Genomic DNA, 15,109 nt, shown 5'->3' with positions numbered 1-15,109 from the left:
GGCGAGGTCTTCGCGCTGGCGCAGGCTGGAGATCGCGGCGCATGACGACGAGCGTATCGCCGCGATCTCCAGCCTGCGCCAGCGCGAAGACCTCGCCTTTGCGGAACAGGTTGGCCTGCGCCTCCGCTTCGGCGGGTTCGACGAGGCGCCGCTGCGCGGGCACGCCCCCTTCGACATCACCGAGGTGGAAGACGATGCGCGGCAGCTTGACGAAGCGGTCGTCGCGGCAATCTTTGCCGCGGCAACGGAACAGCCCAAGGATCGGCGGCCCTGGCTCTTCTGCCCGATGGCCATCGGCGGGCATATCGACCACATGGTAGTCCTCAAGATCGTGTTACGGCATTATAACGCCCTGCGGGCGCGCTGGCGCATCGCCTTCTATGAAGATCTGCACTATGCCTCCGTCCGGCGGACGCGGGCGGCGGGGCTTGCCAGGTTCCAGGGCCTTGCCGCGCAATTGAAGCTCCGGCGCTCGCTTTGGCCCATTGGCGCGGCGGCCGACAAGCTGGCGCTCGTTGCGCTTTATCCGAGCCAGTTCGCGGAACCGCCAAGCTCGATAAAGCCATTCACACCGGCCCAGGGCATCCCGGCACCGGCGCATGAGGCGCTCTGGAGCACCGAGCCGGCATGACGCGCGCCAACCGGTCCTTGCCGCCGCTGCGCCTTGCGTGGACAGCGCTGGCCAAAAGCTGGTCGAGCAAGATCGACAAATTGCGCCGGCTGGCGGGCCGCCCTGGGCGGGGAACGCCTCTCGCTGCCGCATCCCAAGAGCCGTTTTCCGCCCTGATGCGCTCATCGGGAAATCTTGCCGACTTGCGTCCGCATTTGCTCGTCCTAGTGCCCTGGCTGCCAATCGGCGGCGCCGAGGTGCTGCTGGCTGACATCCTCGACAGCCTCAAAGCGGAATGGCGCCTCAGCATCGTCACCACCGAGACCGGCGACCATGCGCTGGCGCCAGCATTCGCGGCAATCACCTCCGAAATCTACCATCTGCCTGATCTGCTCGACCGAGGATATTGGTTCGAATTCATCGCCGCGCTCATGGCCTCGCGCGATTCCAAGGCGATCCTGTCAAGCGGATCGCGCTTCCTTTACAAGAACCTGAAGCGGATCAAGGCACGCTTTCCGGCGATCCTGAGCTACGACATCCTGCACAATGATGCGCCAAGGGCGCATTTGGCCTCGGCGCTGCGTGCCAGGTTTCACATCGATCGCCTCATCGCGGTGAACGAAAGGATTGGGCGCTCGCTCACCAGTGGCGGCGCTCGCCCCGGGACGGTGGCTATTATTCCCAACGGCGTCGATTACGAAGGCGTCTTCAATCCGCAAGGGGTCGACCGCGCCGCGGCCCGCAGGCGCTTCGGCGTCGAGGAGAACACCTTCGTCATCGGCTTCGTCGGGCGGATGAGCGAGGAAAAACGTCCTCTCGCCTTCCTGGCGGTTGCGGCGCCAATTCTCGCCGCCCATCCTGATGTCCGCCTTCTCGTGCTGGGCGACGGCCCTATGACCAAAGCGTTTCGCGATGCGGCCGATGCCGCCGGCATCTCCGCCCGCCTGCATCATTTGCCCCGCCTCGACCGGAAGGCGATGCCGCGATTCTATGCCGCCTGCAGCATCCTCGTGATGCCGTCGCGCATCGAAGGCACCCCGCTGGCGATGCTTGAGGCATTGGCGATGGGCTGCCCGGTGGCGACCACCGATGTCGGCGATGCGGCGCTCGTCATCCGCGAAGGCATCAACGGCTTCATCGTTCCGATCACGGTTCCGGAAGCGCTGACGCCGCGCATTGCCGGGCTGGTCGGCGACGCGGCGGCCCTCGAGCGGATGAGCGCTGCCGCCCGGCGGTCGATCATCGACACGGGACGGTCGGCCGACGCGATGCTCGCCGCCTACAGGGCATTGATGCGGCCGGAAATGCCCGCGTAACGCCGAAGGCCGTGGCGGCGAAAATGGGCCGCGCTTCAATCGGCCGCTGGCAGACGTCGCATGGTGAATTCGATCACATCGCCTGGGCGTTCGAACCAGCTTTCGATCTCGGTCCAGTAGGCCTGCTTCGGAAAGCGCTCGAACCACTCCTTGGCCTTGAGGCGAGCGGCGGGCCTCGGCAGCACGAAGGTCTCGCGCAGGAAACCGTCGCACGGCAGGTTCGCGCGCTCGGCGCGCGAGCGCTCCAGCCTCTTCTTCAAGCCATCCAGCGGCGGTCTTGCCGGGGTGCGCATGAAGGAACTCCCTTGCACCTGGATCAGACAGGACTTGACCCTTGTCTTTAACAGATTAGGGATCGCGCGCAGAAAAAACGAGTCATTTGTCGGCCGCGACTGGAGACAGCTTTTGGAACGACCCGAAATACCGGTGGGGTTGCCGGCCGACATCGAGCAGAAGAAGATGAAGGCCCGCCTCTGGTTCGAAGCGCTGCGCGAACGTATCTGCGCCACCTTCGAGCAGCTCGAGCAGGAGCTTCAGGGACCGCTGTCCTCATGGTCGCCCGGCCGTTTCGAGAAGACGCCCTGGGAGCGCGACGAAGGCCGCGGTGGCGGCGGCACCATGTCGATGATGCGCGGCCGCGTCTTCGAGAAGGTCGGCGTGCACACCTCGACCGTCCATGGCGAATTCTCGCCGGAATTCAGGAAGCAGATTCCTGGCGCCGAGGAGGATCCGCGCTTCTGGGCAAGCGGCATCTCGCTGATTGCGCATCCCTGGAACCCCAATGTGCCTGCCGTGCACATGAACACGCGCATGGTCGTCACCACGCGCCAATGGTTTGGCGGCGGCGCCGATCTGACGCCGGTGCTCGACCGCCGCCGCACCCAGGACGACCCCGACACGATTGCCTTCCATCGCGCCATGCAGTTCGCCTGCGAGAAGAACGCCGCGGTCGCCGACTATCCCAAATTCAAGGCCTGGTGCGACGAATATTTCTTCCTGCCGCACCGCAACGAGCCGCGCGGCATCGGTGGCATCTTCTTCGACTGGCTGCATTCGGGCGAGGACAAGGGCGGCTGGAACGCCGATCTCAATTTCGTCCAGGACGTCGGCCGCTCCTTCCTGGTCGTCTATGCCCATCTGGTTCGTGGCAACTTCAACCAGAACTGGACCGATGGCGAGCGCGACGAACAGCTGATCCGGCGCGGCCGCTACGTCGAATTCAACTTGCTTCACGATCGCGGCACCATCTTCGGCCTGAAGACCGGCGGCAACGTCGCCTCGATCCTGTCCAGCCTGCCGCCCGAGGTAAAATGGCCGTAACGATCCGGTGAGCGCGGCCATGGCCGCATTGCTGTCCCATTCGCCGAATCTTGGCGGGTAATGTGGCAGGGACGATATCTTTTTTGTCTAATATCCATTTGAAAAAATTGAGCTATTTAGAGTCGTCGGGTCGGGAAGCGCCGGCGGCAGAGGTGGCGGTCATCGCATCCATAGCCGTGACTCGACGCGACTTGACGGCCCTGATCAAAGAAAGGGCGCCTGATCCAACGGGCGCCCGCATTTCCAGGAGAGCATGCCATGCGCAAGCTTATCGTGACGGCGGCGACCGCCGCCTTCCTCGCCTCCGGTGGCGCCGCGTTCGCGGCGGTCAAGCACACCACGGGAACCGTGAAGAGCTTTGATGGAACGGCCATGAGCCTGGTTCTGAACAACGGATCGACCTTTACCCTGTCCAAGGCCTTCAAGGATCCCGGCATTCAGGCCGGCGAGAAGGTCCGCGTGTCCTGGGACATGAGCGGCAAGAAGAAGATCGCCGAGGCCGTCAAGATCATGAAGTAACGGCTGGAGCAATTCCAGGAAAGCTGCGCGGCGAGGCATAGCAGGCTCAGGCGGCGCGAAGGGCGGAGAACCAGTGCCCCGCCCTTCGGTTCATGCTTTTGCCGCGCCGACCGCTCTCGGTCCCTTCTTCGTGCAACCGAAAGCGGCGGCATGTGTTATTGATATCCATTCGCGCAATCCTGCGAAAACGCGCATCGGCCTTCGGCGGGATTGCATAAGACAAATGGCTGGAGCGCTCTGGCCGAGCGGCCCCGTCGCGAGGAAAGGAAAATCCCCATGAAGGAATTTCAATGCGGATCGCTGGTTCCCGGCTGTGACTGGCACACGCGCGCCGAGGCAGAAGCGGAGGTCATGCGCCGAGCCGTTGAGCATATGCGTGAAACGCATGGCGAGACCATCATCCGCGAGACGATGATCGAGGCGATCCGCTCGCGCATCCAGAAGGTTCGCGACGCCGCCTGAGCGAGTCTCATCACGGATTTCGAAACGCCAACATGCAGCAGGCGGGACGCCCTTCCGGCGCGTCCCGCTCTGCGTTGCCGATTCCTCTGATCGCCGGCCAATGCCATATTCATGCATATTTCGCGAATTCTTATATTCGTAATAGCGTAGATAACCTCGCGGTAACGGTGCGCGTGCGATTGTCCGGCGAATGATCCGGCCAGAGGCGGCTGCCCGAGGAGCCCTTCGCCATCAAGGCGCTGTCCGGAATGGTGGGGCGAGGTGCTTCGCGCATGCGCGAGCGGTCCAACATCCGAGGCGGTTTCTGCACGGCGGTGCTCTTGGCGTGCGCGTTCCTCTTTGCGCCCGCCGCGGCCGCGCAGGAATGGACCACCTCGCTCGTCGATGTCCATCAGGGTTCTCCGCTCAGCGACAAGGCCAGGGGCCTCGGCACTGGCGGCTATGAATTGCAGAGCGGAAGCTGGGTCTCCTTCAGCCGTTGGTATCACGCGAGTTGGGTCGACATGCATGTCGACTTCCTCACTCAGATCACGCCCGATACGGGCTTGCTCTGGGGGTTCGGCACCGGCGAGCAAGCCGAGAAATATCGTATCGAGCCGAGCCTCAAGCTCGGATTTCTCACCCAGACCCATCCGAATCCGAACAGCACGCTGTCCCTGTCGGTCACCACCACCATCGGCGGCAACCTGACGGAAAAGCCTTGCCAGGCCTACTACGGCGAGTTCGGAACCTACAGCGTCAATTGCCGGCTGGCGGCGGGCGAGACCGCGCCTGAGGAAACGCTGAAGTATCTGGTCAGCGCCAGGCCGGAGACCATGCATCTCTGGCTGAACTATTGTCTAACTTTCTGATCGGAGGGGCAGGCAAATGAAATCATCTTGTCCCGAAACTCACGATCGCCGTCCTGGTTCTGTCTGACTGGAGAATGAACATGTCCGTTAAGTCCTTGAAGTTCGGCCTCGCGGCCGCCTTGGCCATTCTTTTGGCGCCGATGGCATCGGCGCAGGAAGCTCTCAGCCCGGACGAAATGGCCGCGCTCTGCCATGGCGGCGGGTCCATCTGCGTAAGCGCAACGATCCCGGTCACGCGCACGACGCAGGCCGTGCAGAGCTGGATGAGCCCCGACGTCAGCGCCGCATGGGCCGCCGGCTACAAGGGCAAGGGCGTCACCATCACCATGGTCGACGACTTCAGCAGCACGTCGCGCTTCTCCGGCAATTTCGGCATTGGCGTGCAGACGCAGCGGCACGGTGAATGGACGCGCGAGGAGGCAAGCATGATCGCCCCCGCGGCGACCATCCGCTCCAAGGATTTCTCGACCGGCACGTATGTCCCGCTGGCGGGCGGCCGCAACGTGCTCAACCTCAGCTATGGCATGTACACCACGGCGGGTTACAGCGTGAACCAGATCGGCTGGGCCCCAGAAGAGGCGTCGATCATATCCTATGCAACCAAAGGCTCGGCCATCGTCTCGAAGGCGGCCGGCAACGACGCTGTCGCCGTTGGCGCGGCCATCAACGGCCAGCAGGACTATCTCGATCTCGCTTTGATCGGCAAATCGACGGCGATCTTCGTCGGCGCGCTGTCGACGAACGGCACGACGGCCAACAAGGCTCAGCTGGCATGGTATTCCGACTACGCCGGTACCAATACGCAGGTGCAGAGCCATTTCCTGGTGGTCGGCGTCGAAGGCGACAAGACCGGTCTTTACGGAACGTCCTTCGCCGCGCCGATCATCTCGGGCTACGCCGCGATCATCGGCAGCAAGTTCACCAAGGCGACGCCGGTTCAGATCACCAACGACCTGCTCAACACGGCCCGCACCGATACGCTGGCGAACTACGATCCGTCCATCTACGGCAAGGGCGAGGCGAGTCTCTCGCGGGCGCTGGCTCCCGTGGCGATACACTGACAGGCGCGCCAGTCGCCCGACGGACTCGCGCCAGTCGCCCGACGCACTAGGGCTCCAGGGCCTGCGCGGCGCGTTCCATGAGCGCGCCGCGTTGCAGGGTGAAGCCCGATCCGACCCATTCCCTTTCGAGGTTCTTCAGCGTCGCGCCGAGCTTCGGCCCCGGCGACGCCCCAAGTTCGGTCAGGTCGGCGCCCTTGATCGGAAACACCGGTTTTGTCCATCTCAGCGTGAAGTTGAGCAGGCGTGAAAGGCCGCCAGCCTCCATCATCGCCTGGTTGTCTTCCACGGCACGCGTCCGCGCGGCGGCAAGCGCCAGCCGGATGCGGTCGAGATAGCCGTCGCGATCGCCGTAATAGAGTTTCTTGGCCAGTTCGGTCTCGGTCATCTTCGCATCCGGGGCGATGGTCAGCGCCCAATGCCGCAGGCGAGCGGCCTCGTCATTCGAAAGCCGCAGCCGCTCGCCAAGCGTCTTCATGCGCGCGACATCGGGCGGGACGATTGCCTCGAGCCGCAGCATCGGATCGGCGATCCAGCCGAGATCCTTCCCGGTCCTGGCCAGGCCGTGGATGGCATCGATGCCCCATTTCTCGCTTTCCGGGAGCACGGCGGTCAGCACGCCGGCCTGGCGCATCCAGAGCAGGGCGCGCGAAGGGTCCGGAGCCGACAGCAGCTTCTTCAGTTCGGACCAGACGCGTTCGGCAGAAAGCTGGGCAAGCCCCTCCTTCAGCCTGGCGCAGGCCTTCAGGCCTTCGGCATCGGGCCGGCCTTCGCCATACCAGGCGAAGAAGCGGAAAAAGCGCAGGATGCGCAGATAATCCTCGCGGATGCGTGCCTCCGCGTCGCCGATGAAACGCAGCCGCCGCGCCTCGATATCGGCAATGCCGCCGACAAGATCGACGACCGTGCCGTCGGCTTCGGCATAGAGCGCGTTGATGGTGAAATCGCGCCGCTCGGCATCAAGTTTCCAGTCGCGCCCGAAAGTCACTTTCGCCCGGCGGCCGTCGGTCTCGACATCAGCGCGCAGTGTGGTGACTTCATAGGGCTTGCCGCCCGCAATCACGGTGATGGTGCCGTGTTCGATCCCTGTCGGCGCCGTCTTGAAGCCGGCCGCCTTCGCCCGCCGGATGGTCTCTTCGGGCAGTGTCGTCGCGGCGATGTCGATATCGGCCACCGGTTGGCCAAGCAGCGCATTGCGCACCGCGCCGCCGGCGACACGCGCTTCCTCGCCGCCCTGCTTAAGCGCAGCCAGCAATTGCTGCAGGGCCTTGTCGCCAAGCCAACCGGCCTGGCTCGAGAGGGACAGCTCGACGCTCACGCATAAAGCCTTTCATAAAGCGTGCGGATGATGCCGGCGGTGACGCCCCAGATTCGCTGGTCGCCATAGGGCATATCGTAAAAGAACCATTCGAGATCGTTCCACATGCGGCTGTCGCGCGTGTGGTTGGCCGGATCCATCAGGAAACTCAGGGGGACCTCGAAAGCGGCGTCGACTTCGTCGGCATTGAGCGTCAGCGAAAAGCCCGGACGCACGACGGCGAGCACCGGCACGATGCGGTAGCCGCTGCCCGACACATAATCCGGCATGCGGCCGATGATCTCGATATGGTCGCGATCGAGGCCGATCTCCTCGAAGGTCTCCCGCAGCGCGGTCGCCTCGGGGCCGGGATCGGTCGGATCGATCGTGCCGCCTGGAAATGCTACCTGGCCGGAATGGCTGCGCAGCTTCTCGGCGCGCTTGGTGAGCAGCACCATGGCGCCCTCGGCGCGGTCGACGACGGGGATAAGCACGGCCGCGTCACGCAGAGGCTTGACGTGTTGGAGCCTGGGGTGATCGGGATTGAAGCGATGATCGCCGAAATCCTCGCCAGCAGTGATCGCGGCCTGCGCGGCGGCCCGCGCCCGGAAATCCGCGATCGAAAACGGCGCCCGCGTCACCTGGTCCATCACGCGCTCAGCCGTTTCAGTTTTTCGGCCGGCATGATCGGATAGACCTCGCCGCCGGAGCGGACGGCGAACATCGCCTTGCCGTCGATGTCGATCTCCTCGCCATGCGCGACCAGCTCATACATCACAGCCCGCGCCACCAGCGCCTCAAGCCGTCCGCGTACCAGCACATAGGGTTTCAGCCCGCCGGTTTCGACCTCGTCGACGAAACGCAGCGGATGGCCGGGCCCGGCGGCGACAACGTCGCCGACATTGGTGCGGAAAGTGATGACTTGCTCGTTGCCGCTCCCGGAGACATTCATTTCGACGGCGATGAACGGCGCGTCGGCGACGCGGATTCCGACCCGCTCGACCGGAGTCACCAGATAGGTTTTGCCGTCGGCATCCTTGCGCAGCACGCTGGAAAAGAGCTGCACCAGCGGCATGCGCCCGATCGGCGTGCCGAGATAGAACCAAGTGCCGTCCGCCTTGATCTCCATATCGAGATCGCCGCAGAAATCCGGGTTCCAGCGCTCGACCGGCGCCGGCCCCTTGCCCGCCCGGGCCGCGCGCGAGATCAGCGCCTCGAGGCCGCGCGCCTCGGTAGCGCTCGTCAAGCTCTGCTCACCCGGGCTTTGTTCACGATGTTCGCTGCGTTCGGCCATGGTCACGAAATAGTCACTGTTGTCCCGATTGTCAGCCTTGTCCGCCCAAGTCTGTGATTTAAGTTCATTCACAGGCGCCAAGCGAAGCCGAATCGCGGCATTCTGCGACATTGAGAATGCAGGCCGGTATCTCCAACCACAAGGATCGAACGGCATGAGCGTGATGATCAAGGAAAGCCCGATCAGCGAGAAAGCGATGATCGAGGAAGCTGAAAAAGCGCTGGCCGACATCTCCAAGGTCCGCGATGCGGTCGGCCGGGTGATCTTCGGCCAGGAAGCGGTCGTCGAGCGCACGCTGGTGGCGCTTCTGGCGGGCGGCCACGCGCTGCTGGTCGGCGTGCCGGGCCTCGCCAAGACCAAGCTGGTCGAAACGCTGGGCATCGTGCTCGGCCTCGATTCGCGCCGCGTCCAGTTCACGCCCGACCTGATGCCGTCCGACATCCTCGGCTCCGAGGTGATGGAGCAGGACGAGTTCGGCAAACGCTCCTTCCGCTTCATTTCCGGGCCGATCTTCACGCAATTGCTGATGGCGGACGAGATCAACCGCGCCTCGCCGCGCACGCAGTCGGCGCTGCTGCAGGCGATGCAGGAATATCACGTCACCATAGCCGGCGCCCGTTACGACCTGCCCTCGCCCTTCCACGTGCTGGCGACGCAGAACCCGCTGGAACAGGAAGGCACCTACCCGCTACCCGAAGCCCAGCTCGACCGCTTCCTGATGCAGGTCGACATCCTTTATCCGGAGATCGATGCGGAGCGCCGCATCCTGCTCGAAACGACCGGTATCGACGAAGCCAAGGCCGACAAGGTGCTGCAGCCGGCGAGACTGAAGGAGATCCAGACGCTGATCCGCCGCATGCCGGTGCCGGAAAGCGTCGTCGAGGCGATCCTCAAGCTGGTGCGTTCGGCCCGGCCCGGCCAGGGCAATGCCGAGACGGACAAGCATGTCGCCTGGGGGCCGGGGCCCCGCGCCAGCCAGGCGCTGACCCTGTGCGCCCGCGCCCGCGCCCTATATGATGGAAGGTTGGCGCCGTCGGTGGACGACGTCCGCGCCTTGGCCGAACCGGTGCTGCAGCACCGCATGGCGCTGACGTTCGCCGCCCGCGCCGAAGGCACTTCGGTGCGCGACGTGGTGGCGAAGCTGGCAAAAGGCATCTGATGGGTCGAATAGGCGAGGTCCAGGCACCGGTTGCGACGCGCGACGCGCTCGCCCGCGGCCGGTTGCGGGCTTCACTGGTGCCGGACCTGCTGGTCGAGGCGCGGCGCATCGTCAATACGGTGATCGCCGGTTGGCACGGCCGTCGCAAGCGCGGCATCGGCGAGAATTTCTGGCAGTTCCGGCCTTATGTCGAAGGCGATTCCTCGCGCATCGACTGGCGCCGCTCGGCCAGAGACGACCATACCTATGTGCGCGACCGCGAATGGGAAGCGGCGCACACCGTCTGGCTCTGGGCCGACCCCTCGCCTTCCATGCTCTACAAATCGGCCGGCGCCGGCGTTTCCAAGGAATCGCGCGCGCTGGTGCTGGCACTCGCCTTGGCCGAGCTTTTGTCGCGCAGCGGCGAGCGCATCGCCTGGCCGGGCCTGACCGACCCGTTCACCGCCCGCAACGGCGCCGAGCGTATCGCCGCCCAGTTGAGCCACGCCGCCGCGCTGCCGGCCAAACCCGACTTGTCGGCCATCCGCCGCTTCTGCGACATCGTGCTCGTCAGCGATTTCCTCGACCCGGTCGAGGAAACCATGGCCTGGCTCGAGGTGCTTGCCCGGCATGGCGTGCGCGCGCACCTGATCGAGGTCGCCGACCCGGCCGAGGAAACCTTCCCCTATGCCGGCCGCACCGAGTTCACCGATCCCGAGACCGGCGACAAGCTGACCGCCGGCCGCGCCGAGATGCTGGCCGAGGAATACCGCCTGCTTTACCGGGCCCGCCGCGAGGAGCTGGCCGCATGGTGCAAGCGCCTCGGCTGGAGCTTTACCGTCAATCACACGGACCGGCTCGCCTCCGAAGCGCTGGTGCGCGTCCACATGGCAATGACCGCCGGCGGCAGTCATGCAGGGCTTGCCGACAAAGGTCATGCAGGGCTGGCCGATAGAGGTCACCCCCCGCAGGACACTGGAAAGGCGGTCGCATGAGCTGGCTGCCGCTTTCCTTCGGGGCGCCCATGGTGCTGTGGGGCCTTCTGGCGCTGCCGGTGATCTGGTGGCTGCTCAGGCTCACCCCGCCCAAGCCGCAGACGGAAGTTTTCCCGCCGCTGAAAATCCTGGCCCGGGTCCTCCGGCGCGAGGAAACCCCGCAGCAAAGCCCGTGGTGGCTGACGCTGCTTCGGCTGCTCATGGCGGCGCTTGTCGTGATGGCGCTGGCCGAGCCGGTCTTCAATCCGCGCGAAAAGCTGCCGGCGGAAGGTTCCGCCCTGGCGCTTGTCATCGACAACAGCTGGGCAAGCGCCGCTGACTGGGGCAAGCGCGTCGCCACCGCCGAGCGGCTGATCGCCGACGCCGGATCGAATGGCGTGCCGATCGTCATTGCCTTCACCGCCGAGAAGCCCAATGCCGAGATCGGCCCCTTCGATGCCTCAGCCGCGCTCGACCATCTGCGCGCCGCCAAGCCGCGGCCGATCCCCACAGACAGGCCCGCCGTCTATGCCCGCGTCGCCGCCGCGTTGGAGCGCCTGCCGGGCGCCAGCGTCGCGGTGCTCGCCGATGGCCTTGCCGCCAAAGGTGACGAAGCCGCTTTCAAGACGCTGCTCGAAAAGAACGCGAAGCGGCTGGTCTGGGCCAATTCCGACCGGCCCTCGGTGACCGGCCTGACTAGCGCCGACAACCAGGTCGACGGTTTCGCTTTGACCGCTATCCGCGCGCCGGGCAATCCGGCGCCGGCGCAGGTCACCGCGGGCGCCTTCGACGACAAGGGCCGCCGCATTGCCGACGCGACGTTGACCTTCGCGCCGGGCGAAGCCGCCGCCACGGGGACGATGGCGGTTCCCTTCGAGCTACGCAACGATTTCGCCTCGATCGCGCTCGACGGCGAGCACCAGGCGGGCGCGGTGCGGGTGCTGGACGAAAGCTCGAAACGACGCCGTGTCGGCCTGCTGTCTCAGGCCGAGGCCGACCAGGCGCAGCCGCTTCTGTCGCCGCTCTACTACATCCGCCGCGCCCTGCAGCCCTTCGCCGACCTGGTCGAGCCGTCGAGCGCCGACCTCGCCGACGCCATTCCGCAGCTTCTCGACCAGAAACCGGCGATGATCATCATGGCCGATGTCGGCACCATCCCGGAGCAGGTCAGGCAGCGTCTGGTCGACTGGGTCGACAAGGGCGGCACGCTGGTGCGTTTTGCCGGCCCGCGTCTTGCCGCGGCCGGCAATGACGACGACCTTTTGCCGGTCCGGCTGCGCAGCGGCGAGCGCGCGCTCGGCGGCGCGCTGTCCTGGACGACACCGCAGGCGGTCACCGAATTCCCGAAGAACGGTCCCTTCGCCGACCTTTCCCCGCCCTCCGAGGTGACGGTCAGCCGGCAGGTTCTGGCCGAGCCGACGCCCGACATCGTCGAGCGTACCTGGGCCACGCTTGCCGACGGCACGCCGCTGGTGACAGGCATGAAAAAGGACAAGGGCACGCTGGTGCTCTTCCATGTCACGCCCGAGGCGACCTGGTCGAACCTGCCGATCTCCGGCACGTTCGTCGAGATGCTGCGGCGCGTCGTGCAGCTGTCGCGCAACCAGGGCGCGGCGATCGCCAATGCCGAAGCCACCGCCGCTTCGCTGGCACCCTACCGCATGATCGGCGCCGACGGCATGCTGACGCCGCCCTCGCCTGATGCCCGGCCGCTGGTGCCCGGCGCCGGCCCGCTACCGGTGACGCTGGAGAACCCGCCCGGCCTTTACGGCTCCGAGACGGGCGTGTTCGCGCACAATCTACTCGAGGCATCGAGCACCTTCGCGCCGCTGGTGCGCCCGCAGGTTTCGCTGCCGGTGACCGCCATCCCCTATGCCTTCGACGAATCGGAAAACCTCAAGGGGCCGCTGGTCGCCGTCGCGCTCCTGTTGATGGCGCTCGACACCTTGGCCGTGTTCTGGATGGGCGGCCTGTTGGCGCGCCGGCCACGCCGCGCGGCCGTGGCGACCACAGCCGCCGTCCTGGTCGTGCTGGGCGGCCTCTTCGGCCACGCCGATCTCGCCCGCGCCGACGATTCGAAGCCAGGCGACGCCCAGGCGATCGACGACATTTCGAAGACCCGCATCGCCTATGTCATCACCGGCGAGCCCGGCGTCGATTCGATCAGCCGCGCCGGCCTTGAAGGCCTGACCCGTTTCCTGATCGAGAAGACCGCGCTCGAGCCCGGCCCGCCGGCCGGCGTCGACATCGCCAAGGACGAGCTGTCCTTCTTCCCGCTGATCTATTGGCCGATCGATGCATCGGCGCCGATGCCCAGCCAGGCGGCGATCGCCCGCATCGATGCCTATATGCAGCAGGGCGGCACGGTCCTGTTCGACACGCGCGACCAGTTCTCGAACGGCATCGGCGCCGGCTCGGCAAGCCCGGCGACCGAGCGGCTGCGCGACATCCTCGCGAATCTCAACGTGCCGCCGCTGGAGCCGGTGCCGTCCGACCACGTGCTGACCAAATCCTTCTTCATCCTGCCGGAATTCCCCGGCCGCTTCAGCGGCAGCCCGCTGTGGGTCGAGGCCTCGCTCGACGCCAGCAACACCGAGAACCGCCCCGTGCGCACCGGCGACGGCGTCTCGCCGATCATGATCACCGCCAATGATTTCGCCGGCGCCTGGGCGGTCGACGAGAACGGCGATCCGATGCTGCCGACCGTGCCGCCGGACCCGATGCAGCGCGTCTATGCGCTGCGCGCTGGCGTCAACATCATGATGTACATGCTGACCGGCAACTACAAATCCGACCAGGTGCATGTGCCTGTGCTGCTCGAACGGCTGGGGCAGTAGCTCCATGAACTGGTCGATTTCCTTCGAACCGCTCGTCTCCTGGCCGCTCTTCGGCCTGCTCTTCGTGCCGTTGCTGCTGCTGGCGCTGGTCGGCCTGTGGTTCCGCCAGCGCGGATCGGCATTGCGCTTCATCGCGCTGCTCGCGCTTGCCGCGGCTTTGCTCAACCCGGTGTTCCTCGCCGAGGAGCGCGAGGCTCTGAAGAGCGTCGTCGCGCTGATCGTCGACCGCAGCCAGAGCCAGGATATCGGCGACCGCGCCAGGCAGACCGACGAGGCGCTGGCCGGGATGCAGGAGCGTCTCGGCCGCTTCAAGCAATTCGATGTCCGCGTCGTCGAGGCCGGCAAGTCCGAAGCCGCTGACGAACGTACCGAAACCAGGCTGTTCAGCGCGTTGGAGGGCGCCTTCCGCGACGTGCCGCCGTCGCGCATCGGCGGCGCGATCATGATCACCGACGGCGAGGTGCATGACGCACCCGGCGGAACGCCGGAATTCAACGCGCCGCTGCATGCGCTGATCACCGGCAGCGAGCACGAGAAGGACCGCCGCATCCGCTTCGAGAACGCGCCGCGCTTCGGCCTCGTCGGCAAGCCGCTCGACATGACCTACCGCGTCATTTCGACGGAAGGCAATGGCGCCCCGGTGGATGTGCGGGTCTCGGTCAATGGCGAGCAGGTCTCGGTCGAGCACGCGACAGTCGGCCAGCCGATGAAGCTCTCGGTCACCATTCCCAATGCCGGCCGCAACATCGTCCAGCTCGGCATCGACCGCGAGCCCGGCGAGCTGACGGACGCCAACAACCGGGCGATCGCCGTGGTCGACGGCATCCGCGAGAACCTGCGCGTGCTCTTGGTCTCCGGCGAGCCGCATGCCGGCGAGCGCACCTGGCGCAACCTTTTGAAGTCGGACGCGTCGGTCGATCTCGTCCACTTCACCATCCTGCGCCCGCCGGAAAAGCAGGACGGCACGCCGATCAACGAGCTGTCACTGATCGCTTTCCCGACGCGCGAGCTGTTCGTCGAGAAGATCAAGGATTTCGACCTGATCATCTTCGACCGCTACCAGCACCGCGACGTGCTGCCGATCCTCTATTACGACTACATCTCCGAATATGTCGAAAAGGGCGGCGCGCTGCTGATTGCCGCCGGGCCCGAATATGCCGGCGAGAACTCCATCGCCCGCACCCCGCTTAATGCCGCGCTGCCGGCCATGCCGACGGGCGAAGTGGTCGACAAGGCCTTCTATCCGCGCCTGACCGATCTCGGCCAGCGCCACCCGGTGACGCGCGGGCTCGACGGCTCGGCAAGCGAGCCGCCGCATTGGAGCCGCTGGTTCCGCACCATCGGCGTCAAGAATCCGGAAGGGGAAGTGGTGATGAAGGGCGCCGACGACCGGCCCCTGCTCTTGCTCGACCGCAAGGGTGAAGGCCGGGTGG

General features: G+C 65.7%; 14 protein-coding genes and 1 pseudogene. 11 read left to right on the top strand and 4 right to left on the bottom strand.

Annotated elements, in window-relative coordinates; genetic code table 11:
* Both EOA23_RS35745 and EOA23_RS21850 read left to right on the top strand, forming a co-directional pair.
* Positions 1 to 631 (top strand): annotated as a pseudogene (locus tag EOA23_RS35745) (hypothetical protein); the annotation flags it as partial.
* The gene (locus EOA23_RS21850; RefSeq protein ID WP_127305665.1) at positions 628 to 1,926 is read left to right on the top strand and encodes a glycosyltransferase family 4 protein; all 1,299 of its coding nucleotides are present in this window, start codon (positions 628 to 630) and stop codon (positions 1,924 to 1,926) included. The pseudogene EOA23_RS35745 and the gene EOA23_RS21850, both read left to right, overlap by 4 nt.
* A gap of 35 nt (positions 1,927 to 1,961) precedes the next feature.
* On the opposite strand, the gene EOA23_RS21845 is transcribed toward EOA23_RS21850, so the two are convergent.
* On the bottom strand, positions 1,962 to 2,219 hold the full coding sequence (locus tag EOA23_RS21845) for a hypothetical protein (protein ID WP_127305664.1): 258 nt from the start codon (positions 2,217 to 2,219) through the stop codon (positions 1,962 to 1,964).
* Between the two features lie 112 nt (positions 2,220 to 2,331).
* On the opposite strand from EOA23_RS21845, the gene hemF reads away from it, so the two are divergent.
* The 5 genes from hemF to EOA23_RS21820 all read left to right on the top strand — a co-directional run bounded on the left by hemF (position 2,332) and on the right by EOA23_RS21820 (position 6,139).
* Positions 2,332 to 3,246 carry an oxygen-dependent coproporphyrinogen oxidase gene (gene hemF / locus EOA23_RS21840; RefSeq protein WP_126059743.1) on the top strand — a complete coding sequence of 305 codons (915 nt, stop codon included), beginning with the start codon at positions 2,332 to 2,334 and terminating at the stop codon, positions 3,244 to 3,246.
* A 258-nt stretch (positions 3,247 to 3,504) separates the two neighbouring features.
* Positions 3,505 to 3,765 (top strand): DUF1344 domain-containing protein, encoded by a 261-nt coding sequence (locus EOA23_RS21835; protein ID WP_127305663.1) that lies wholly within the window; start codon positions 3,505 to 3,507, stop codon positions 3,763 to 3,765.
* A 276-nt stretch (positions 3,766 to 4,041) separates the two neighbouring features.
* The gene (locus tag EOA23_RS21830) at positions 4,042 to 4,227 is read left to right on the top strand and encodes a DUF1059 domain-containing protein (RefSeq protein ID WP_126059741.1); all 186 of its coding nucleotides are present in this window, start codon (positions 4,042 to 4,044) and stop codon (positions 4,225 to 4,227) included.
* A gap of 272 nt (positions 4,228 to 4,499) precedes the next feature.
* On the top strand, positions 4,500 to 5,078 hold the full coding sequence (locus EOA23_RS21825; RefSeq protein WP_127305662.1) for a hypothetical protein: 579 nt from the start codon (positions 4,500 to 4,502) through the stop codon (positions 5,076 to 5,078).
* Positions 5,079 to 5,158: 80 nt separating this feature from the next.
* Positions 5,159 to 6,139, top strand: a complete 981-nt coding sequence (locus tag EOA23_RS21820) for a S8 family serine peptidase (RefSeq protein WP_127305661.1) — start codon at positions 5,159 to 5,161, stop codon at positions 6,137 to 6,139.
* A gap of 46 nt (positions 6,140 to 6,185) precedes the next feature.
* Here EOA23_RS21820 and EOA23_RS21815 read toward each other — a convergent pair whose 3' ends face one another.
* The 3 genes from EOA23_RS21815 to EOA23_RS21805 are packed head-to-tail and all read right to left on the bottom strand — an operon-like array spanning position 6,186 to position 8,727.
* A complete protein-coding gene (locus tag EOA23_RS21815; protein WP_127305660.1) occupies positions 6,186 to 7,454 on the bottom strand; it encodes a CCA tRNA nucleotidyltransferase in 1,269 nt (422 codons plus the stop codon).
* On the bottom strand, positions 7,451 to 8,083 hold the full coding sequence (locus tag EOA23_RS21810; RefSeq protein WP_126059737.1) for a CoA pyrophosphatase: 633 nt from the start codon (positions 8,081 to 8,083) through the stop codon (positions 7,451 to 7,453). The genes EOA23_RS21815 and EOA23_RS21810 overlap by 4 nt, the downstream gene beginning before the upstream one ends.
* Positions 8,083 to 8,727 carry a DUF1285 domain-containing protein gene (locus EOA23_RS21805; protein ID WP_127305666.1) on the bottom strand — a complete coding sequence of 215 codons (645 nt, stop codon included), beginning with the start codon at positions 8,725 to 8,727 and terminating at the stop codon, positions 8,083 to 8,085. The genes EOA23_RS21810 and EOA23_RS21805 overlap by 1 nt, the downstream gene beginning before the upstream one ends.
* A 154-nt stretch (positions 8,728 to 8,881) precedes the next feature.
* Here EOA23_RS21805 and EOA23_RS21800 point away from each other — a divergent pair, with 154 nt between their 5' ends.
* The 4 genes from EOA23_RS21800 to EOA23_RS21785 all read left to right on the top strand — a co-directional run.
* Positions 8,882 to 9,886 carry a MoxR family ATPase gene (locus EOA23_RS21800; protein ID WP_126059736.1) on the top strand — a complete coding sequence of 335 codons (1,005 nt, stop codon included), beginning with the start codon at positions 8,882 to 8,884 and terminating at the stop codon, positions 9,884 to 9,886.
* Complete coding sequence (locus EOA23_RS21795; RefSeq protein ID WP_127305659.1) at positions 9,886 to 10,860, top strand: DUF58 domain-containing protein; 975 nt, start codon at positions 9,886 to 9,888, stop codon at positions 10,858 to 10,860. Before EOA23_RS21800 ends, EOA23_RS21795 begins: the two co-directional genes overlap by 1 nt.
* Entirely contained in the window at positions 10,857 to 13,676 is a 2,820-nt protein-coding gene (locus EOA23_RS21790; RefSeq protein WP_127305658.1) for a DUF4159 domain-containing protein, read from the top strand. Before EOA23_RS21795 ends, EOA23_RS21790 begins: the two co-directional genes overlap by 4 nt.
* A gap of 4 nt (positions 13,677 to 13,680) precedes the next feature.
* Positions 13,681 to 15,109: hypothetical protein (locus EOA23_RS21785; RefSeq protein ID WP_127305657.1), on the top strand; the 1,429-nt coding region annotated here is incomplete at its 3' end.

Source organism: Mesorhizobium sp. M2A.F.Ca.ET.042.01.1.1 (assembly GCF_003997405.1).
GTDB lineage: Bacteria > Pseudomonadota > Alphaproteobacteria > Rhizobiales > Rhizobiaceae > Mesorhizobium.
The sequence above is the reverse complement of the archived record's forward strand: the minus strand, read 5'-3'. Positions and strand labels throughout refer to the sequence as shown.

What these genes read in the sequence shown, in the direction of transcription:
- EOA23_RS21850 (WP_127305665.1), top strand. Translation starts at nt 628, where the DNA reads ATGACGCGCGCCAACCGGTCCTTGCCGCCGCTGCGCCTTGCGTGGACA.
- EOA23_RS21845 (WP_127305664.1), bottom strand. Translation starts at nt 2,219, where the DNA reads ATGCGCACCCCGGCAAGACCGCCGCTGGATGGCTTGAAGAAGAGGCTG.
- EOA23_RS21835 (WP_127305663.1), top strand. Translation starts at nt 3,505, where the DNA reads ATGCGCAAGCTTATCGTGACGGCGGCGACCGCCGCCTTCCTCGCCTCC.
- EOA23_RS21830 (WP_126059741.1), top strand. Translation starts at nt 4,042, where the DNA reads ATGAAGGAATTTCAATGCGGATCGCTGGTTCCCGGCTGTGACTGGCAC.
- EOA23_RS21825 (WP_127305662.1), top strand. Translation starts at nt 4,500, where the DNA reads ATGCGCGAGCGGTCCAACATCCGAGGCGGTTTCTGCACGGCGGTGCTC.
- EOA23_RS21820 (WP_127305661.1), top strand. Translation starts at nt 5,159, where the DNA reads ATGTCCGTTAAGTCCTTGAAGTTCGGCCTCGCGGCCGCCTTGGCCATT.
- EOA23_RS21810 (WP_126059737.1), bottom strand. Translation starts at nt 8,083, where the DNA reads ATGGACCAGGTGACGCGGGCGCCGTTTTCGATCGCGGATTTCCGGGCG.
- EOA23_RS21805 (WP_127305666.1), bottom strand. Translation starts at nt 8,727, where the DNA reads ATGGCCGAACGCAGCGAACATCGTGAACAAAGCCCGGGTGAGCAGAGC.
- EOA23_RS21800 (WP_126059736.1), top strand. Translation starts at nt 8,882, where the DNA reads ATGAGCGTGATGATCAAGGAAAGCCCGATCAGCGAGAAAGCGATGATC.
- EOA23_RS21795 (WP_127305659.1), top strand. Translation starts at nt 9,886, where the DNA reads ATGGGTCGAATAGGCGAGGTCCAGGCACCGGTTGCGACGCGCGACGCG.
- EOA23_RS21790 (WP_127305658.1), top strand. Translation starts at nt 10,857, where the DNA reads ATGAGCTGGCTGCCGCTTTCCTTCGGGGCGCCCATGGTGCTGTGGGGC.